The organism is Agrobacterium tumefaciens (assembly GCF_005221325.1).
GTDB lineage: Bacteria > Pseudomonadota > Alphaproteobacteria > Rhizobiales > Rhizobiaceae > Agrobacterium.
Genome location: NZ_CP039889.1, coordinates 420,965 through 439,200, shown reverse-complemented (window position 1 = coordinate 439,200; position 18,236 = coordinate 420,965). Strand labels below are relative to the sequence as shown.

18 protein-coding genes are annotated in these 18,236 nt (G+C 60.2%); 8 read left to right on the top strand and 10 right to left on the bottom strand.

The window, feature by feature from the left end:
- Positions 1-2 precede the first annotated feature (2 nt).
- Genes CFBP5499_RS16965 through CFBP5499_RS16950 form a run of 4 tightly spaced genes read left to right on the top strand, consistent with a single transcriptional unit; the run spans position 3 to position 4,881 of the window.
- A complete protein-coding gene (locus tag CFBP5499_RS16965) occupies positions 3-881 on the top strand; it encodes an ABC transporter substrate-binding protein (protein WP_080829745.1) in 879 nt (292 codons plus the stop codon).
- Positions 878-2,005 carry an LLM class flavin-dependent oxidoreductase gene (locus tag CFBP5499_RS16960; RefSeq protein WP_080829746.1) on the top strand — a complete coding sequence of 376 codons (1,128 nt, stop codon included), beginning with the start codon at positions 878-880 and terminating at the stop codon, positions 2,003-2,005. The genes CFBP5499_RS16965 and CFBP5499_RS16960 overlap by 4 nt, the downstream gene beginning before the upstream one ends.
- A gap of 28 nt (positions 2,006-2,033) precedes the next feature.
- Entirely contained in the window at positions 2,034-3,866 is a 1,833-nt protein-coding gene (locus CFBP5499_RS16955) for a TRAP transporter large permease subunit (RefSeq protein ID WP_080829747.1), read from the top strand.
- 16 nt (positions 3,867-3,882) lie between these two features.
- Complete coding sequence (locus CFBP5499_RS16950) at positions 3,883-4,881, top strand: TRAP transporter substrate-binding protein (RefSeq protein WP_080829748.1); 999 nt, start codon at positions 3,883-3,885, stop codon at positions 4,879-4,881.
- Positions 4,882-4,938: 57 nt separating this feature from the next.
- Here the strand turns inward: CFBP5499_RS16950 and CFBP5499_RS16945 are convergent, their stop codons facing one another.
- The gene (locus CFBP5499_RS16945) at positions 4,939-6,450 is read right to left on the bottom strand and encodes an aldehyde dehydrogenase (NADP(+)) (protein ID WP_080829749.1); all 1,512 of its coding nucleotides are present in this window, start codon (positions 6,448-6,450) and stop codon (positions 4,939-4,941) included.
- Between the two features lie 244 nt (positions 6,451-6,694).
- On the opposite strand from CFBP5499_RS16945, the gene CFBP5499_RS16940 reads away from it, so the two are divergent.
- Entirely contained in the window at positions 6,695-7,048 is a 354-nt protein-coding gene (locus tag CFBP5499_RS16940) for an antibiotic resistance protein VanZ (protein WP_175416805.1), read from the top strand.
- A gap of 15 nt (positions 7,049-7,063) precedes the next feature.
- Here the strand turns inward: CFBP5499_RS16940 and uxuA are convergent, their stop codons facing one another.
- The 7 genes from uxuA to CFBP5499_RS16905 form a co-directional block, all read right to left on the bottom strand.
- On the bottom strand, positions 7,064-8,284 hold the full coding sequence (gene uxuA, locus CFBP5499_RS16935; RefSeq protein WP_080829751.1) for a mannonate dehydratase: 1,221 nt from the start codon (positions 8,282-8,284) through the stop codon (positions 7,064-7,066).
- A 16-nt stretch (positions 8,285-8,300) separates the two neighbouring features.
- A complete protein-coding gene (locus CFBP5499_RS16930) occupies positions 8,301-9,347 on the bottom strand; it encodes an L-idonate 5-dehydrogenase (protein ID WP_080829752.1) in 1,047 nt (348 codons plus the stop codon).
- Positions 9,348-9,417: 70 nt separating this feature from the next.
- On the bottom strand, positions 9,418-10,824 hold the full coding sequence (locus CFBP5499_RS16925; protein ID WP_080829753.1) for a TRAP transporter large permease: 1,407 nt from the start codon (positions 10,822-10,824) through the stop codon (positions 9,418-9,420).
- Positions 10,825-10,828: 4 nt separating this feature from the next.
- Entirely contained in the window at positions 10,829-11,401 is a 573-nt protein-coding gene (locus CFBP5499_RS16920) for a TRAP transporter small permease (protein WP_020809476.1), read from the bottom strand.
- A 61-nt stretch (positions 11,402-11,462) separates the two neighbouring features.
- Positions 11,463-12,437, bottom strand: coding sequence for a sialic acid TRAP transporter substrate-binding protein SiaP (locus tag CFBP5499_RS16915; RefSeq protein WP_080829754.1), 975 nt, complete (start codon positions 12,435-12,437; stop codon positions 11,463-11,465).
- A gap of 63 nt (positions 12,438-12,500) precedes the next feature.
- Positions 12,501-13,217, bottom strand: a complete 717-nt coding sequence (locus CFBP5499_RS16910) for a FadR/GntR family transcriptional regulator (protein WP_080829755.1) — start codon at positions 13,215-13,217, stop codon at positions 12,501-12,503.
- A gap of 166 nt (positions 13,218-13,383) precedes the next feature.
- The gene (locus CFBP5499_RS16905; protein WP_080829756.1) at positions 13,384-14,070 is read right to left on the bottom strand and encodes an HAD family hydrolase; all 687 of its coding nucleotides are present in this window, start codon (positions 14,068-14,070) and stop codon (positions 13,384-13,386) included.
- 410 nt (positions 14,071-14,480) lie between these two features.
- On the opposite strand from CFBP5499_RS16905, the gene minC reads away from it, so the two are divergent.
- The 3 genes from minC to minE are packed head-to-tail and all read left to right on the top strand — an operon-like array spanning position 14,481 to position 16,317.
- Positions 14,481-15,209 (top strand): septum site-determining protein MinC, encoded by a 729-nt coding sequence (minC, locus tag CFBP5499_RS16895; protein WP_173990437.1) that lies wholly within the window; start codon positions 14,481-14,483, stop codon positions 15,207-15,209.
- Positions 15,210-15,244: 35 nt separating this feature from the next.
- Positions 15,245-16,060, top strand: coding sequence for a septum site-determining protein MinD (gene minD / locus CFBP5499_RS16890; RefSeq protein ID WP_080829757.1), 816 nt, complete (start codon positions 15,245-15,247; stop codon positions 16,058-16,060).
- A complete protein-coding gene (minE, locus tag CFBP5499_RS16885) occupies positions 16,057-16,317 on the top strand; it encodes a cell division topological specificity factor MinE (RefSeq protein WP_080829758.1) in 261 nt (86 codons plus the stop codon). Before minD ends, minE begins: the two co-directional genes overlap by 4 nt.
- 41 nt (positions 16,318-16,358) lie before the next feature.
- On the opposite strand, the gene CFBP5499_RS16880 is transcribed toward minE, so the two are convergent.
- Together CFBP5499_RS16880 and CFBP5499_RS16875 are read right to left on the bottom strand one after the other, a co-directional pair.
- Entirely contained in the window at positions 16,359-17,261 is a 903-nt protein-coding gene (locus CFBP5499_RS16880; RefSeq protein WP_080829759.1) for an amino acid ABC transporter substrate-binding protein, read from the bottom strand.
- 71 nt (positions 17,262-17,332) lie between these two features.
- A complete protein-coding gene (locus tag CFBP5499_RS16875) occupies positions 17,333-18,226 on the bottom strand; it encodes an amino acid ABC transporter substrate-binding protein (protein ID WP_080829760.1) in 894 nt (297 codons plus the stop codon).
- Between the last annotated feature and the right edge of the window lie 10 nt (positions 18,227-18,236).

Genomic DNA, 18,236 nt, shown 5'->3' with positions numbered 1-18,236 from the left:
ACATGAAAATCGGGGTCCATCCCAACAATCTGCATTTACGGCTCGCCCGGCTCTGGCCCGGCGCTTTCGAGCAATTTAATCCGGAATTCGTGACCTATCGCGAAGGACGCGATACGGCGGCTCTGCTGGAAAAGGGCGACATCCATTTCGGTGGCACCGGCTCGACGCCGCCCATTGAAGCGGACGCGCGCGGGCTTGCGGCGGTCTATATCGCCGCTTCCGCGCCAAGGCCCGCCAATGGCGCAATCCTCGTGCGGCGCGACAGCCCGATCCGCTCAGCCGCTGATCTCTCGGGAAAGCGCATATCGCTGATCGATGGGTCGTTTCACACCTATCTTCTGGCGCGCAGCCTGGAAGGGGCGGGTCTTGGTCTTTCGGACGTGACGCGGATTGAAAGCGGTGACAGCGACAGCCTGCTTGACCTCGTGGAAGGCCGTGTCGATGCCTGGGTAACGATGTCGCCACGGCTGGAAAAGGCTCTGACCCATGAGGAGATCAGCCTTCTGGTCCGTTGTGGTTCTACCATTCCCAACCGATCGCTGTTCTGGACGCTGGCGCGTCACAATATAGCGCAGGAAACACGACAGGCGATTGCGGCCGAACTGGACCGCGTCGGCCGCGCCGTCATGGCGGATATCGACAGGGCTGCAGCGCTGCTTGCCGCCGAACCGGGCAGTGAGGGTGATGCGGCATCCTGGGCGAAGGTGCTGCGCTCACGCGATCTTTCCGTGGTGCCCGCCGCTGAAAATATCCTTGCCGAACAGCAGGAGGAGGCCGATACGCTTTACAGGCACGGCCACTTCTCTTTACCGGTCTCTTTGCCGGTTCTGGCCGGGCAAAACCCGGCCCCGCAATCAGCCAGCGTCGGAGGCGACAGATGAATGTTTTCTGGTACATGTGCGCGCCCGACGGCGCCTATCCCTGGCACCCGGAAGGCTCCCGCAAGGTCGATCTCGGTTATTACAGGCAGCTGGCGATGGCTTACGATCAGCTGGGTTATACCGGCGCGCTGTTTGCCACCGGCGCGCATGATGTCTGGGTTCTGGCGGGTGCGTTGCTCTCCTATACCGAGCGGCTGAAGCTGCTGGTCGCCATCCATCCGGGCCTGATTGCGCCGACGCTGCTTGCCAAGATGGCGGCGACGCTTCAGGAGTTTTCGCGTGGCCGTCTGCTGATCAATGTCGTCTCTGGCGATGCGAAAATGCTCGGCGCTTACGGCATGACCATGCCGCATGACGAGCGTTACGATATGGCGGATGAATATCTGCAGATCTGGCACCGGCTTTTCGCCGGCGAGACGGTGGATTTCAAGGGGCGGCATTTCCAGACCGAGGGGGCGAAGCTCGCACTGCCGGTGGGGCAGGGCATAGAGCCGCCGCCCTTGTGGTTCGGCGGTTCTTCGGACAAGGCCATCGATGTTGCCGCCAAACATGTCGAGACCTATCTCTCCTGGGGTGAAACGCCCGATCAGATCGGCGCGAAGGTCGACCTCGTCAAGGCGCGGGCGGAGCAGCTTGGCCGCGAACTGGAATATGGCATTCGGCTCTATGTCATCGTGCGTGACACGGATGAAGAAGCATGGGCGGCGGCCGCCGACCTTTACGGGCGCATGGATGAGCGCGCGATTGCCGCCAACCAGCGTTTTGTCGGCAAGACCGATTCCGTCGGCCAGCAGCGCATGACGGCGATGCATGGCGGGCAGAAGCCGGAAAACCTGCACGATCTGGAAATCGCTCCCAATCTCTGGGCCGGCATCGGGCTTGTCCGTCCGGGCCCGGGAACCGCGATTGTCGGTTCGCCGGATACTGTCATCCGCACGCTGGAGGCCTATAAGAAGGCGGGTGTGAACACCTTTATCCTATCCGGCATGCCATTGCTGGAGGAAGCCTTCCGCTTCGGCGAAAAGGTTCTGCCACGTCTCGATGTATCGCGGGAAGTGTCAGCGGCGAAACAATTCACCTGGTCGACCCTGTTCGACCGCGACCTCTCGGCCAAGGCCTCCTGAGCATGGTGCGGGAGTGGAGAAGAACAACATGACGGCAAGTCCGGCAACAACAATCGCGCAACGGCGCTTTGGTCCACAACGTGTGGCCGAACGGGCGCTTGCCGTTCTGGACAAGGCGCTCGGTGCGGTTGCCGCCGCAATCCTTGCGACGCTGCTTGTGGTGGTGCTGGTCAATGTCGCCCTGCGATACCTGTTCCATACCGGTTTCATCGGCGCGGAAGATCTGGGTATCTGGCTCAATGTGGCGATGATTGCGGTCGGCGCGCCGCTCAGCCTCAAGAGCGCTCTGGCCATGCGGCTGGATGTATTCGTGCGCTTCCTGCCGGAACGCTTTCATGCCGCAACCGAAGTTCTGGCCGATGCCTTTTCCTTCGTCGCAGCCCTCATCCTCGCCTTCGGCGGGGTGGAGATCGCGGCCATGCTGGGCGGCACGTCGCCAACGCTTGGCCTGCCGGAATGGGTGCGCTTCGGTTTTCTCGGAGCGGGCGGCGCGCTGATCTTTGTCTATCTGGCGCTTCAACGGGTTGGTGAAGGCAAGGCGCTTGCCGTTCTGCTCTCCGTCGCCATCGCGGTCGTTTCTTATGTCGGCCTGCCGGAACTGTTTATCGATACGAGCCTGCCGCCAAGCCTGTTTCTGGCGCTGACGGCGGCACTGGGGCTGGTGCTGGCGGCACCGCTCGCCCATGCCTTCCTTGCCGCCGCTTATGTGGCGATCGCCTTCGGCAGCACCTTGCCGGAACCGGCCATCGTATCCTCGACGGTGACGGGCATGTCGAAATTCCTGCTGCTGGCCATTCCCTTCTTCCTTTTGGCCGGAAGCCTGCTGACGGAATCGGGCGTCGCCAACCAGTTGGTCCGTTTCGCCGCCTCCATGGTCGGCCACCGGCGGGCAGGGCTGGCACAGACGACGCTTCTGACCAGCGTGCTGTTTTCCGGCGCATCCGGCTCTTCGGTCGCCAATGCCGCCTTCGGCGCGTCCACCTTCCAGCCGGAACTCGTTAAGCACGGATATCCGCCCGCGCAGGCGGGCGCGATCATCGCCGCCACCTCGGTGCTTGATAATGTCATCCCGCCCTCCATCGCGTTTCTCATCCTCGCAACGGCCACCAATCTTTCGGTCGGCTCGCTGCTGGTCGGCGGTTTCTTTGCCGGCGGGTTGATGGCGATCTGCCTTGCGGTGGCGATCCATTTCAGTGTGCGAAGCGTCGATACCTTGCCGCGCGCGACGGGCGCCGAGCGCTGGCGCTCGGCCATCGCAGCCATACCGGCCTTCGGTCTTGGCGTGATCGTCGTGGTCGGCATCCGCATCGGCATTGTCACGACCACGGAAGCCGCAGCGCTTGCGGCGCTTTACACGCTACTTCTCGGCTTTGGTTACCGGCTGGGGGCAGGGCGCATTTTTGCAACCTTCCGACAATCCGCTGGAGAGGCAGCGGCCATCGGTCTTCTGATCGGTACGGCCGGGCCTTTCGCCTTCCTCTTGGCGGTTGATAATGTCTCAGGCCTCGTCACGGATTTCGTGACGTTGCTCGGCGGCAGCAAGATCGCGGTGCTTCTGCTTTCCAACCTCATCCTGCTCGTGGTGGGACTGGTGCTGGATATCGGGGCGGCCATCCTGCTGTTCGGGCCGATCCTGCTGCCTGCTGCCGTGGCGGCCGGCATCGATCCGATCCATTTCGGCGTCATCCTGGTGGTCAATCTAATGATCCATGGCCTGACGCCACCGCTCGGCATGCTGATCTTCGTGGTCAGCGGCGTCACCCGCATTCCGGCCACCGCACTTTTCCGCGCCGTGGTTCCTTATCTTGTCTCTCTTCTCGTTTCCCTGGCCATTCTGTGCGCCTGGGCCATTTTCTTCTAAATCCGGGGCTTTATTCATGACTATTATCGATCGCCGCAATCTCCTGAAACTCTCCGCCATCGGTGCGGCGACGCTGGCCGCACCCGCCTTCGTCCGTACGGCAAATGCCAGAACCCGCAGCATCACCGTTGCCTCGCTGTTTGCCGACGACAAGCCGGAGACGAAAATCTGGGTGAAGATCAGCGAACTGGTGGAGGCGAAGTTGCCCGGCCGTTTCCGTTTCAACATCGTCAAGAGCGGTGCGCTGGGCGGTGAAAAGGAAGTGGCGGAAAATATCCGCCTGGGCTCGGTTCAGGCGAGCCTTTCCACCGTTTCCTCGCTCTCCGGCTGGGTGCCGGAACTGCAGATTCTCGATCTGCCCTTCCTGTTCCGCGATGCCGATCATGTGCGCAAGGTGGTGACGGGCGAGACAGGCACTGATCTGAAGACGAAGCTCGCCGCCCAGCAATTCATCGCTGCCGATTTCATCAATTACGGCGCGCGCCATCTGCTGACCAAGGAACCGGTAACCCGCCCGGAGCAGCTGGAAGGCAAGAAGATCCGCGTCATCCAGAGCCCATTACACACCAAGCTGTGGAGCGCCTTCGGTACGACGCCGGTCGGTATTCCGATCACGGAAACCTATAATGCGCTGGCGACAGGCGTGGCCGATGCCATGGATCTCACCAAATCCGCCTATGCCGGCTTCAAGCTTTATGAGGTCGTTCCCTATCTGACGGAAACGGGCCATATCTGGGCGTCAGGCGTCGTCTATTATGGTGCGACCTTCTGGAACCAGCTGGACGACGAAGAGAAGAAAGTTCTCTCGGAAGCCTCCAGCGAAGGTGCGCAATATTTCAATCAGCTGATCGTCGAGGACGAGGTAAAGTCGGTCGCACTTGCTCTTTCGAAGGGCGGGAAGGTTCTGCAGCCGGAGGCTCTGGATGAATGGCGCAAGGGCGCGCAGGGCGTCTGGCAGGATTTCGCCGGTATCGTCGGCGGTATCGGGAAGATCGAGACGATCCAGTCGGCCTAAGCTTATCGGGCCGAACGATGAACGGGGGAGGCGCGTGAGCGTCTCCCCCTTTTTTTATTAGCGGATATCCTGCGGCAGAACGTCGGAAGGGATGTTCTGGTAGGAAACCGGGCGCATGAAGCGGCGGATCGACATGGTGCCAACAGAGGTGGCGCCGAAGTTCGTGGAGGCCGGGTAAGGACCGCCGTGAACCATGGCTTCGGACACTTCCACGCCGGTCGGGAATCCGTTGGCGAGAACGCGGCCGGCCTTGCGCTCCAGGATCGGCAGCAGCTTGCGGCCGAGTTCGGCATCGCCGGCGTCGAGATGCATGGTTGCCGTCAGCTGGCCTTCGAAGCTCTTGGCGACCTCAAGCATTTCTTCGGTGCTGTCGACCGTTACGATCAGGCCGAGCGGTCCAAATACTTCTTCTGCGAGTGCGTGGTTGGCAACCCAGTCCTTGCCGGAGACCCGGTAGAGATAGGGCGTCGCATTGCGCAGATTGCAGGTGGTGGTCAGCACATCGCGCACGCCATTGCCGGCAGCGATACGGTCACGGCCGTCGCGATAGGCGGCGGCGATGCCATCCGTCAGCATGACCTGCGGGCCGACTTCGGAAAGAGCCGCGCGGGCGGTTTCAGCCACGGCGTTCGCCTGCTCGGAGAGAATGACGGCGATGCCGGGATTGGTGCAGAACTGGCCGGCGCCCATGGTGAGCGAACCCGCCCAGCCCTTGGCGATGGCTTCACCACGGGCGTTAACCGCTTCCGGCAGCAGGAACATCGGGTTGACCGAACCCAGTTCGCCGAAGAAGGGGATCGGTTCGGGGCGCTGGGCGCAAAGATCGAACAGCGCGCGGCCGCCGGCAAGCGAACCGGTGAAGCCGACCGCCTTGATGCGCGGATGCTGCACGAGCGCGGAACCGACATCGCGGCGACCGCCCTGGATCAGCGAGAAAACGCCGGGATGCAGATTGTGCTTCTTGACGGCGGCCAGAACGGCTTCGGCAACGATTTCGCCGGTGCCGGGATGGGCGGAATGGCCCTTGACGACGACGGGGCAACCGGCAGCCAGTGCAGCAGCGGTGTCACCACCGGCCGTGGAGAAGGCGAGCGGGAAGTTCGACGCGCCGAAGACGGCGACCGGGCCGATCGGGCGCTGCATCAGGCGGATATCCGGGCGCGGCAGCGGCTGGCGATCCGGCAGCGCTTCGTCGTGCCGGCGATCAAGATAGTCACCCTTGCGGATATGCGAGGCGAAAAGACGGAGCTGGCCAACGGTGCGGCCACGTTCGCCCTGCAGGCGTCCTGCGGGCAGGCCGGTCTCGGACGAGCCGATTTCGGTGATGGCGTCGGCGCGTGCTTCGATCTCATCGGCGATGGTGTCGAGGAAAGCGGCGCGCTCTTCGCGGGTGGTGTAACCGTAGCTCCAGAAGGCCTCTTCGGCTGCTTCTGCGGCTGCATTCACCAGATCGACGGTGCCGACCGAAAAATCGAAAGCTTCGCCATGTGCAGGTTCGCTGCGGAATTTCGCTTCCGTTGCGACCCATTCTCCTGCAACCAGATGTTTGCCGTGCGGCTTGAAACTCATTGTGCTCATCCCTGAAAATCTGATCCTGTGTGGAAAATCCACCCGACACCGTGACATCGCACCGAAAGGCGACAGCGTGAACGCCATCAGCCGCGATCCGCGTCCGGTTGCCTTCTGCCTTAGCCCGTGTGGGGCCTGAACGAAAGCCGGTTTTTGAACTATCTGAGCAAAAAGTGTGATTAATTGGGCGAGGCGTGAAAAAGTCCCGCTTCCGTTTCCCAGGGCGGCACTCTATTGTTACGCCATGATGACAAACAGACTCCCGAAATATGTCGCCTGGTCGGTTCTCCTGCTGATCGTGATCGTTACAATCTGCCCGATCGGCTTTCGTCCGCACACGCTGACAAGTGTTGGTCTCGACCGGGCCGCCGCCTTCGCCTTCTGTTCGGCGGCCTTCGTGCTGGCCTATCCGCGTTACTGGCTGGCAGTCATCCTCGCGGGTATTTTCGCGGCTTTCGGTATCGAGGCACTGCAATTCCTGTCGCCCACACGTCACCCGCATCTGATGGACGCCGCCGTGAAAGCCGCTGGAGCGATTGCCGGCGGACTGGCGACCTTCTCCTATCTCATTTTTCGGGCACGGTTGGCCGCAGGCTGACGAAACGGCCCACGGTCAATTTCCCGGCTCAGCCTTGCCGTTCGCAAGGCCGAAACGGCTGTGCGAAAGCGTGCGTTCGATGCCACGCAGTTCCGCCAGCCCCTTCAGCCGGCCGATGGCAGGGTAACCGGGCTGCGCGCCGCGCGTCAGGTCGTCGAGTATTTCCTGGCCGTGGTCGGGCCGCATCGGAATGGTATGGTCGTCGCGGCCCTCCGCCCGGCGTCGGGCCTCTTCGGTAACGAGTGCGGCGATGACGGCGACCATATCCGTCCCGCCTTCGAGATGCTCGTCCTCGAAGAAGGAGCAGGGTATGGTGTCGGTATCGCGCGTCACATTGCGCAGATGCACGAAATGAATACGATCGGCAAAACGGTTGGCAATGAAGGGTAGATCGTTATCCGCCCGTGCGCCGAGGGAACCGGTGCATAGCGTCACGCCATTGGCGCGGCTGTCGACTTGGGACAGCATATGGGTGTAGTCCGCTTCCGTTGAAAGAATACGCGGCAGGCCGAGCAACGGCCATGGCGGATCGTCGCCATGGGCGCAGATGTTGATGCCGACGTCTTCGGCAACCGGCGTCACCGCGGACAGAAAGTCGATCAGGTTCTGTTGCAGTCTTTCCCGGTTGATGCCGTGATAGGAGCGCAGTTTTTCGAGAAGCTGGGCGAGCGTGTAACCATCCGCCGAACCGGGCAGGCCAGCACCTATATTGCGCCCGAGCGCGGCGATTTTGGTGTCCGGCATCTCGGAGAAGCGTTTTGCCGCTTCCTCCAACAACCAGTCCGGATAATCGGCCTTCGCGTCGGGGCGCTTCAGAATATGGATGTCGAAAGCGGCGAAATCGGTGAGATCGAAACGCATCGCCCTCGCGCCATGTCTGGTTTCCCAGCGCAGGTCGGTGCGGGTCCAGTCCAGCACCGGCATGAAATTATAACAAACGGTGCGGATGCCGGAGGCGGATAGGCGGCGCAACGTTTCCTGCCAGTTGGCGATATGGGTTTTCCAGTCGCCGGTTTGGGTCTTGATATCCTCCGAAACCGGCACGCTTTCCACGACATCCCAATAAAGCCCGCCGGCCTTGATCGCCTCATGCCGTCTGGCGATCTCGTCCACCGGCCAGACATCACCGGTGGCGATGTGATGCAGCGCGCTGACGATACCTTCTGCGCCCGCCTGAGCCGCATCCTGAACCGTGACCTTGTCGACTGGACCGAACCAGCGCCATGTATGTCTCATCTTTAATCCTCAAATATCAGTCTGCGGAAAATGTCAGTTGCACCTTGCAGGCGGCGGAACGGTCTCCGGCCTGTTCGAATGCGGCTTTTGCCTCGCCAAGCGGGAAGCTGTGGGAAATGATCGGCCGCACGTCGATCTTGCGGGTGGAGATGAGCTCGGCGGCAATGGCGAATTCGTCGTGGAAACGTTGCGAGCCGCGCCAGACAATTTCCTTCCCAACCAGCGCATTGAGCGGAATGGTGATGTCGCCCGTTACACCCACCTGCACGATGGTGCCGCGGGGGCGCACGCAGGCGAAGGCGCTGCGAAGCGCAGGACCGGCTGCGGAGCAATCGAAAATGACGTCGAAATAGCCCTTGTTGTCCTGATAGGGCAAAAGCGCCTCAGTGTCCTTCGCGACATTGATGGTGCGGTCGGCACCCATGGCGGGTGCGCGTTCAAGCGCTGCATCGGTGAGATCGGTGGCGACGATGATGCCGGCGCCGGCATGGCGGGCGGCGGCTATCGTCAAGAGACCGATGGGGCCGGCGCCGGTCACCAGTACCTTCGCGCCTGCCAGATCGCCAGCCTGTGCGACGGCATGCAGGCAAACCGCAAGCGGCTCGGTACAGGCGGCCTCGGCGGGCGAGGTGGCGTCTGAAAATGTCGCGCATTGTTTTGCCGGAACCACCAGCCGGTCGCGGAACATGCCCTGTTCGTGCGGCAGGCGCATGGCGCTGCCCATGAAGCGCATGTCGAGGCAGTGGATCGGCTGGCCCTTCAGGCAGAAATGGCAATGGCCGCAGGGCTGCGAGGGGTTGACGGCGACGAGCTGACCGATGGCAAGCCCGCTGACACCTTCTCCCAGTGCTCGCACATGACCGGAAGCCTCGTGGCCGCAGATGATCGGCTCGCGCACCCGCACGGGGCCGAAACCACCATCCTGATAATAATGCAGATCGGAACCGCAAATGCCGCCTGCCGCCATGGCCAGCAGCACTTCACCGGGGCCGGGGCCCGCCACCTCCTGCGTTTCGACGCGGATATCTTCACGGGAGTATAGACGTGCCACGCGTGTCTGCATGACGATGCCCTCATATTTTATGGAATGATCGAACCCGCGCGGCGAACCGCGCGGGCAGGGGATGTTTGTCTTAGCGGATCAGGCCCATTTCGGTCGGCAGCCAAAGCGTGATGGCCGGAATGAAGGTGATCAGCAGCAGAGCCACGAACAGCGGCACCAGCCAGGGCAGAATGGCGACAGTGGTGCGTTCGACGGAGAGTTTCGCCACGCGCGAGAGCACGAACAACACCATGCCGAGCGGCGGGTGAAGCAACCCTATCATCAGGTTAAGCGTGATGATCAGGCCGAAATGCACCGGGTCGATGTTGAACTGCAGCACCAGCGGCAACAGGATCGGCACGAGGATGGTGATCGCCGCAATCGTATCGAGGAAGCAACCGACGAACAGCATCAAGAGGTTGACCAGCACGAGGAAGATCCACTTGCTGTCGGTGATCGTCAGGATCGCTGCCGACAGAAGCTGTGCCGCCTGACTGACGGTCAGCAGCCATGCGAAGACGGAGGCCGCCGCAACGATGAAGAGCACCGAAGCGGTTGTTTCGATGGTGTCGAAGGTCGATTTCGCCAGTGTCTTGAAGGTCATCGTCCGATAACGGACAAGCCCGAGGAACAGCGACCACAGAACGGCGGCGACGGCTGCCTCCGTCGGCGTGAACCAACCCATGGTCATGCCGCCGATCAGGATGACAGGCGTCATCAGCGCCATGACGGCGGAGAAGTCGAAATACCAGTCGCAGGCAAGCAGGATGACCAGCACGATCAGGATCGACAGGTTGAGCGACAGGCCGAATGCCGTGAGGATATAGATGCCGAGCGGCACCATCATAACCACGAAGACTTCGATCGATGCACCGAAGATGGTCCTGAGACTGAAGGGCGTATCGGAGCCCCAGCCCTTGATATAGGCAAAGACCGCAACCGTGATCATCATCAGCAGCGTCATGACGACGCCGGGCACGATGCCGGCCATGAACAATGCGCCGATCGAGACATTGGCCATCATGCCGTAGATGACGAAGGGCAGAGACGGCGGAAAGATAGGCCCGAGCGTTGCGGAAGCGGCGGTGACGCCGACGGCCGCTTCGACCGGATAACCGTGATCCTTCATGGCCTTGATTTCGATGGTGCCGATGCCGGCGGCATCGGCAAGCGCCGTGCCCGACATGCCGGAAAAGATCACCGAGCCGATGATGTTGACCTGTGCGAGACCACCCTTCATCCAGCCGACCAGCGCGACAGCGAAGGAATAGATGCGTCCGGTCACACCCGCCGTGTTCATCAGGTTGCCGGCAAGGATGAAGAAAGGAACCGCTAGAAGCGGAAAGCTTTCCACACCCGCGATCAGGCGTTGCGCCGCGATGATATCAGGCGCGACGTTGTAAAACACGATGTAGAGCAAGGAGGCCGAGGCCATGGAAATGGCGACCGGCAGGCCGATTACCATCAGCAGAAGAAATGAGCCGATAAGAAGCAGCATCTGATCAATCCCCCGCGCTCTGGAATTCTTCGGGCCGTTCCAGAACGGAATAGCCGCGCTGCATGTTGGCGATGAACACCTGCACGGACCGGAAGAACATCAAGACAAATGCCGCCAGGACCGTGTAGAAAACGATGTTGCGCGGCAGCGCGACGGTCACCATTTCTTCATCCGCGACAATTTCCAGATAACGCCACATCAGCCAGGATGTGTAGGCGAAGAACAGGATGCGCAGCACATCGACAAGGATCGACATGGCGCGGGCCACCTGTGGCGGCACATAATGATAAAGCACATCCACCTGGATGTGGCGCGACATGCGCACGCACATGACGGAGCCTAAAAACACCACGCCGATCAGGCAGTTGACGGCAATTTCCTCCGTCCAGGCGTAGCTGTTGTTGAGCACGTAGCGGGTGAAGAACTGAAGGAACACACAGCCGGTCATCAGCCAGAAGAGGCCGAGCGTGACCCAGTCCTCGAATGAATAGACCTTGAGATCGACCTCAGGCGGCGCCTCGTCGAACGTGTGGGCGAGTTCCTCAGGCGTAACCTGAGTATGGATTTCCTGCGACATTGAGATATCCCGTCTGGAGAGAAAGGGCGGTGCGGCAAAGGGAGCCGCACCGGATCTTGGCTCACTTGACGGCGCGAATGGCTTCCCAGTCGGCCTTGTCGTAACCGAAGTCCTCGAACTTAACTTTTTCGATGACGTTCTTCTCGAAGTCGGCCTTGTCGACCTCAGCCACGGTCAGGCCACGCTTCTTGAAGTCTTCCACGAGGCTTTTCTCGCGTCCCTCGATGGTCTTGGTGGTCCGCTCGGCGGCCTGCTGCATGACCTCGGTGAAGATTTTCTTGTCTTCATCGGAAAGCTTGGACCACAGGTTCTTCGAGATCACCGTGTTGAGATGGTCGACGATGTGGCCCGTCAGCACGATGTTCTTCTGCACTTCGAAAAACTTCTTTGCCTCGATGGTGGTCAGGGGGTTTTCCTGCGCATCGACGGTGCCGTTCTGCAGCGCCAGATAGACTTCCGCAAATGCAATCGGTGTCGTGTTGGCGCCGCAGGCGCGGGGCATTGCGAGATAGGCGGGAACGTCGGGAACGCGCATTTTCAGCCCCGCCATGTCGGCGCAGGCGGCAATCGGCTTGTTGGATGTGGTGTGGCGCGTGCCGTAATAACTGACAGCGGCGATGTGGTTGCCGGTCTTGTCTTCGTAACCCTTGGCGAGACGTTTGAAGATATCGCTCTTGGTATAGGCGATCAGATGGCTCGGATCGCGGAAGATGTAGGGGAAATAGGTGACGCCGATCGGCTTGAAGTCACGCGCGGCGAAGCTCGAGCCGGAGATGATGATATCCACCGTGCCGATCTTCAGGCCCTGGTTGATATCAGCTTCCTTGCCAAGCTGAGAGGCCGGGAAGACATCGATCTTGTAGCGACCATCGGTGCGCTTGGCGAGTTCTTCCGCAGCCCAGACCGAATCCGTGTGGAACGGCTCGGAGGTTTCGTAAACATGGGCCCATTTCAGCGTGGTCTGTGCCTGCGCAGCCAGTGCGGAAAGCAGGATGGCGGCTGTTGCGCCCATCAAAGTCGACAATCTGATTTTCATTCTTAACTCCTCCCGAATTAAAGCCAGATGTGTTGTTTTTTCCGTCGCCGGTCGCGGCAACGGTCACTCTTCTCCGATCGTTTCCTCCCCGAAACTCTCGGAAAATCTCTTTTGCGACAGCGTCAGATGCTGCCGCATCGCCTCGCGAGCCCCTTCCGGATCGTTGGCGGCAATGGCGTCGCGGATCGCGCGGTGTTCCTGCACGGCGAGGTTCCAGGTGTGCGGGCCTTCAAAATAGCTGGCGAGCTTTTCAAAAAAGGGCGACAGGCTGCGCTCGTCATAGATCAGGCCGGTAAAGCGATTGAGCGCCGAATTGCCGATGATGTCGGCAATGGCGGTGTGGAAGGCCCGGTCGAAATTGAGCGCCTTTGGCGAGCTGTCGAGCGCGCCGGCCATGCGTTCGATGATGTCGTCGAGCTTGGCGATGCATTCCGGCGTGGCAAGCCGCGCGGCTTCCTCGGCAATCGCGCTCTCTATGATGCAGCGCGCCTGCAGGATTTCGAATGGACCATGCGCGTCCGGCACCGGCGCCTTTTCCCTGGCCTGTCTGGTCGCAGAGCTGACGTAAACGCCGGAACCCATGCGGATATGGATGTGGCCCTCCACTTCCAGAACGATGAGGGCTTCGCGAACGGTCGGGCGGGAAACGCCAAAGCGTTCCGCAAGGTCCCGTTCCGCCGGCAGGCGCTGACCTTCGGTCAGCTCCCCGCTTTCGATGAGCAAGCGAATTTGTTCCGCGACCAGCCGGTAAAGGCGGCGCGGCTCCAGAGCCACAAACATGATATCCCTCCCAGCGCGAAGGTCTCCCCCCGTTCGCGCAAGCGGTAAGATGGTCTTACCAATTTTATTAGGACGCATTTCTGCGGGGCTGTCAATTAGCCGTTTTGGAAAAGCTTATGGTTATTCTTGAGGACGGTTCAGCGGGTCGGTGGTCGCCGGCAGCTCTTCAGCCTCCGCTGCTTGCCAGCTTCAGGCTGCCATTCTCACCAATCACCACATCCAGCTCGCCGTAACCGCCGATGGAAAGATGCGGCGTTTCGATCGGGTGGGAATGGGTCACGTTGATGACCACCACCGCAGCCCCCATGCGTTCACCGGCTTGAATGCCGGCTGGAGCATCCTCGAAGACCACGCAGCTTTCCGGCGCAACGCCAAGCCTTTCGGCGGCCTTCCGGTAACCTTCGGGATCGGGCTTGCCGTTGACCACATCGTCGGCACAAATCATGACGGGTGGCGGTGTGATGCCGGCTGCGGTGAGCCGACGCTCAGCCAGTTCGCGAACGGCTGAGGTGACGATGGCCCACTTTCCCGCCGGCAAAGACGCAAGAAAGTCTGCGGCGCCCGGTATCTGAATGATGCCCTCAACATCATCCATCTCGGCGCGCAATATCATGTCCGCCTGTTCATCCACATCGAGACCGGGGACCGCCTCACGACGGATAACCTCAGATGCCCGCATGCCGTGAATGCGCTGCAGGAAAGCAATCGGCTCAATGCCGTTTGCAACGGCCCACTCCCGCCAGACGCGCTCGACGACAGCGATCGAATTGACCAGCGTTCCATCCATGTCGAACAGGAAGGCCCCAAACTCTTGCGAAAATATCTGGTTCTGCGGCGGGACTTTGCTGTGCATCTCATTCTTCCGTTGGAACTATCGGTACAGCCCGTATCTACAGTATCGGGAGACATAACGGAATCGCTTTTCGGCTGCCAAAGGCAGATGGTTATCTTCTGAGCGTTGCAGGCACGTTGTTCCAGAATCGGACGCTGCGTGATGCCCGCGAGTCGAGCCGGGAAAGTGGGGGAGGTGGGGAGAGCTTAACCGCAAGAAGGCGTCAGCTTGCAGCAAGGATGCACTGCTATCATACGCCTTCATTCGCGAGGCAGTTACATGAATTCAAGCTTTAACAGGTGTTTTTGAATGTTTTGCATGAAGGCTTTTGCGTGAGGAATTTTATTAACGAATTCACCGCGTCAGGGCGCGCGTTAACCATTTGTTAACCATATTCGAGGTACCTAATTGTCAACGATTTGTTTACCAAGATGACCAAAGTGCTAACAGACCAGCGTTCGATCCGTATCAAAGGCCGCTCCTTCCTCGCGGTCGTCCTGTCCCCCGAATCTCCGGTCGATCAATGGCTGGAAAGGCTTGATGATCTGGCCGCTCGTTCGGCCGGTTTCTTCCTGTCGCGGCCTGTGGTTCTCGACGTGTCGGAGCTGTCGCTCGACAAGGCGGGCCTGAAGGAATTGCTGGCGGCGCTGAGAGAACGCAATGTCGGCATCATGGGTATCGAGGGTGTTCGCCCGTCGATGATCGAACCGGGCATGCCGCCTTCGTTGAAGGGTGGCAAGCCAGCTTCCGATGTCGAAGTGGAGCCGGTCGCCGTCGCTACCGAATTGCCGGAAGGTAAACCGCACGCTTCGGGCGAGGTCCGGGCCGTCGTGCAGTCACTGGTCATCAATGAACCGGTTCGCTCCGGTCAGTCGATCATGTTTCCCGAGGGGGATGTCACCGTCATCGGCTCGGTTGCCTCGGGTGCGGAAATCATCGCTGGCGGTTCGGTGCATATTTACGGCGCGCTGCGCGGGCGGGCCATGGCCGGTTCGCTCGGCAATGTCTCGGCACGCATCTTTTGCCGCAAGCTGGAGGCCGAGCTTCTGGCCATCGATGGCGTCTACAAGGTCGCCGAGGACATTGACGACAAGCTGCGTGGCCAGCCCGTTCAGCTCTGGCTGGAAAACGATACGATCAAGGCCGCAAAACTCGGCTGATAACAGAGAAACGAACAGGAACAGGAGAGAGCCATATGGGGAAGGTAGTCGTTGTAACTTCCGGCAAGGGCGGGGTCGGCAAGACCACCTCGACCGCAGCGCTTGGCGCCGCATTGGCGCAGAACAAAGAGAAGGTCGTGGTTGTCGATTTCGATGTCGGCCTGCGCAATCTCGATCTGGTCATGGGTGCTGAACGCCGCGTGGTTTATGACCTCGTCAACGTCATTCAGGGCGACGCCAAGCTGACGCAGGCGCTGATCCGTGACAAGCGCCTCGAGACGCTGTTTCTGCTGCCTGCCTCGCAGACGCGCGACAAGGACAATCTGACGCCGGAAGGTGTCGAATGGGTCATCAACGAGTTGAAGAAACATTTCGATTGGGTGATCTGCGACAGCCCGGCCGGCATCGAGCGCGGCGCGACGCTGGCCATGCGCCATGCGGATGTCGCCGTCGTCGTCACCAATCCGGAAGTTTCCTCGGTGCGTGACAGCGACCGCATCATCGGCCTGCTCGATTCCAAGACACTGAAGGCCGAGCGCGGCGAGCGCATGGAAAAGCACTTGCTCCTGACGCGTTACGATTCCGCCCGCGCCGAACGCGGCGACATGCTGAAGGTGGATGACGTTCTCGAAATCCTCTCTATACCGCTGCTCGGCATCATTCCCGAAAGCACGGATGTGCTGCGCGCTTCGAACGTCGGTGCGCCTGTCACGCTTGCGGATGCCCGTTGCGCGCCCGCCATGGCCTATTTTGACGCCGCCCGCCGCCTCTCCGGCGAGGATATCCCGGTCGTCATCCCCGGCGAGAAGCGTGGCATCTTCTCCAAGATCTTCGCAAGGAGGGCTGCATGAGCATCTTCAGTATCTTCCGCAAACAGAAGTCGGCACCGCTTGCGCGGGAGCGCCTGCAGGTGCTGCTCGCCCACGAAAGGGCGTCGTCGGGAACCGATCTCGTCGCCGTTCTCCGGGAAGAAATTCTCGCCGTCATCGCCAAGCATGTGCAAATCGATGGCGACCGTGTGCATGTGAAGATGGATCGCGACGAACATTTTTCCATATTGGAGATCGACGTCGAAATCCCGCTGAGTGCCGATCTGCGCGCTGCGTAAGAAATTTCATAAAAACGCCGCCCACCTTGGAGCGGCGTTTTTTATTCCGCTGTCGTATCGACTGGTCTTCGAAACGCCTCGGCCAGATCGCCAGGCAGAGGACGCTGGAGGTTCATCCCGTTCGGCGGGATCGGCGCGTTGAACCATTTGTCGTAGATTCTCTCGATTTCGCCGCTTGCATAAATCTGCCCCAGCGCTTCGTTGACGGCGTCCCGGAAACCGGTATCGCCGTGCCGCAGCATCAGGCCATAGGGCTGTGGCGGGGCGAGATATTCGTTCGAAATGACATAATCTTCCGGCCTGCCGGTCTCGGCGACAAAGGAACGCAGGAGAATATCGTCCATGACGAAGGCAGAGGCGCGGTTTTCCGTCACCATGTCGAAACTGCCCTCGGTGCTGTCATTCTGCAGGACGGCGATGTTCATTCCCAGTTTGCGATTGAGCACGTTGAGCTGGCTGATATTGATGGTGCCCGTCGTCACCACCACCGTCCGTCCGGCGAGATCGGCGACGGTGTTCAGGCCGCTCGATTTCAGCGCGACATAACGCGTGCCGGTGATGAAGTGGCTGTAGGAAAACCAGACGGCCTTGCGTCTTTCCTCCGTATTCGTGCTCGCCACGCATTCCATGTCCATGGTGCCGTCATTGAGAAGCATGATGCGGTTGCTGGGCGTGCGTTTAACGAACTCGACCTTCAGCTCCGGTAAGCCCAGCTTTTTCTTGATCGAATCCGCCACTCTCAGGCACAGTTCGATACTGTAGCCGATCGGTTCCGGGGCGGTGCCCAGATAGGAAAAGGGAACGTTGCGGTCGGCATAGCCGAGCCGGATCGTGCCTGTTCTGGCAATGGTTTCAAGTGTTGGCGGTTGGGCATCGTCGCTGGCCGCCTCTGCGGGCAGAAGACTGAGGAAAAACAACAAAAGCCACAATGTCGATCTCTGCATCGCGCATCTCCAGCTAAAATAATCCGTTAAAACATCGTCATCAAATCAATGCGGTTTGGCGTCTTGCGCTTTCAGTCCTGGTATTCACTCGGATGGTCGTAGGCCTGTTTCAGGGAGGCGGCCATCGGCAGGTTCAGGTTCATGCCATTCGGCGGAATGGGTTTGGTGAACCATTTTTCATAAAGGCCGTGAATGGTTGAACTGGTGAAGATATGCCGAAGACTATCATTGACCGCCGCCTTGAACGCCGGGTCGTTCCGCCGGAAAACCAGACCGTAGGGTTCGGGAGCGCTCAGGGTTTCTTCGGAAAGTGCATATAGGTCCGGATTTTCCGAGGTCGCCGCCAGCGCCGCCAGCAATATGCCGTCCATCACGAAGGCGGAGGCCTTGCCGGCAACAACAAGCTCGAAGGCTTCTTCATTGGTCTTGGTCGGCATTACCGAGATATTGAGGTTCTTCGCGCGGTTTATGGCGTTTAGCTGTTCGATATTGACGGTGCCGGAGGCGGATGTGACGGATCGCCCCGCGAGATCGGCAAGGCTTTTCAGATTGTCCTGCTTGCGGGAGAGAAACTGCGTTGCGGTCATGAAGTTGGGATAGGAGAAATCGACGATCTTGCGGCGTTCGCTATTATTGGTGGTGGCGGCGCATTCAATGTCGATCTGGCCGCTGCGGACAAGGATGAAGCGGGTCGCGGGCGTTGCCTTGACGTATTCGAGTTCGATCTTGTCGAGCTTGAGCTTGCTGCGAATATCCTCGCTGATCGCCCGACAGAGATCGGTCGAAAAGCCGGTAACCTCGCCATTGGGCAATTGATAGGAAAAGGGCGGCTCCGCCTCGCGATAGCCGATGCGGATTTTTGCGGTTCTGGCAATCTGCTGAAGCGTGTCGCCTGCTTCGGCTGCCTGCAAGGCAGTAACAGGGGCAAAGCATGTGAGGAAAAGGCAAAATACTGAAAGGCGCATATTATGTCCT

Bases quoted from the DNA above. Each gene is read 5' to 3' on its own strand.
- CFBP5499_RS16940 (WP_175416805.1), top strand. From the start codon at position 6,695: ATGATGACAAACAGACTCCCGAAATATGTCGCCTGGTCGGTTCTCCTG.
- minE (WP_080829758.1), top strand. From the start codon at position 16,057: ATGAGCATCTTCAGTATCTTCCGCAAACAGAAGTCGGCACCGCTTGCG.
- CFBP5499_RS16950 (WP_080829748.1), top strand. From the start codon at position 3,883: ATGACTATTATCGATCGCCGCAATCTCCTGAAACTCTCCGCCATCGGT.
- CFBP5499_RS16930 (WP_080829752.1), bottom strand. From the start codon at position 9,347: ATGCAGACACGCGTGGCACGTCTATACTCCCGTGAAGATATCCGCGTC.
- CFBP5499_RS16910 (WP_080829755.1), bottom strand. From the start codon at position 13,217: ATGTTTGTGGCTCTGGAGCCGCGCCGCCTTTACCGGCTGGTCGCGGAA.
- CFBP5499_RS16875 (WP_080829760.1), bottom strand. From the start codon at position 18,226: ATGCGCCTTTCAGTATTTTGCCTTTTCCTCACATGCTTTGCCCCTGTT.
- CFBP5499_RS16915 (WP_080829754.1), bottom strand. From the start codon at position 12,437: ATGAAAATCAGATTGTCGACTTTGATGGGCGCAACAGCCGCCATCCTG.
- CFBP5499_RS16880 (WP_080829759.1), bottom strand. From the start codon at position 17,261: ATGCAGAGATCGACATTGTGGCTTTTGTTGTTTTTCCTCAGTCTTCTG.
- CFBP5499_RS16905 (WP_080829756.1), bottom strand. From the start codon at position 14,070: ATGCACAGCAAAGTCCCGCCGCAGAACCAGATATTTTCGCAAGAGTTT.
- CFBP5499_RS16965 (WP_080829745.1), top strand. From the start codon at position 3: ATGAAAATCGGGGTCCATCCCAACAATCTGCATTTACGGCTCGCCCGG.
- CFBP5499_RS16945 (WP_080829749.1), bottom strand. From the start codon at position 6,450: ATGAGTTTCAAGCCGCACGGCAAACATCTGGTTGCAGGAGAATGGGTC.
- CFBP5499_RS16920 (WP_020809476.1), bottom strand. From the start codon at position 11,401: ATGTCGCAGGAAATCCATACTCAGGTTACGCCTGAGGAACTCGCCCAC.
- CFBP5499_RS16955 (WP_080829747.1), top strand. From the start codon at position 2,034: ATGACGGCAAGTCCGGCAACAACAATCGCGCAACGGCGCTTTGGTCCA.
- minD (WP_080829757.1), top strand. From the start codon at position 15,245: ATGGGGAAGGTAGTCGTTGTAACTTCCGGCAAGGGCGGGGTCGGCAAG.
- minC (WP_173990437.1), top strand. From the start codon at position 14,481: ATGACCAAAGTGCTAACAGACCAGCGTTCGATCCGTATCAAAGGCCGC.
- CFBP5499_RS16925 (WP_080829753.1), bottom strand. From the start codon at position 10,824: ATGCTGCTTCTTATCGGCTCATTTCTTCTGCTGATGGTAATCGGCCTG.
- CFBP5499_RS16960 (WP_080829746.1), top strand. From the start codon at position 878: ATGAATGTTTTCTGGTACATGTGCGCGCCCGACGGCGCCTATCCCTGG.
- uxuA (WP_080829751.1), bottom strand. From the start codon at position 8,284: ATGAGACATACATGGCGCTGGTTCGGTCCAGTCGACAAGGTCACGGTT.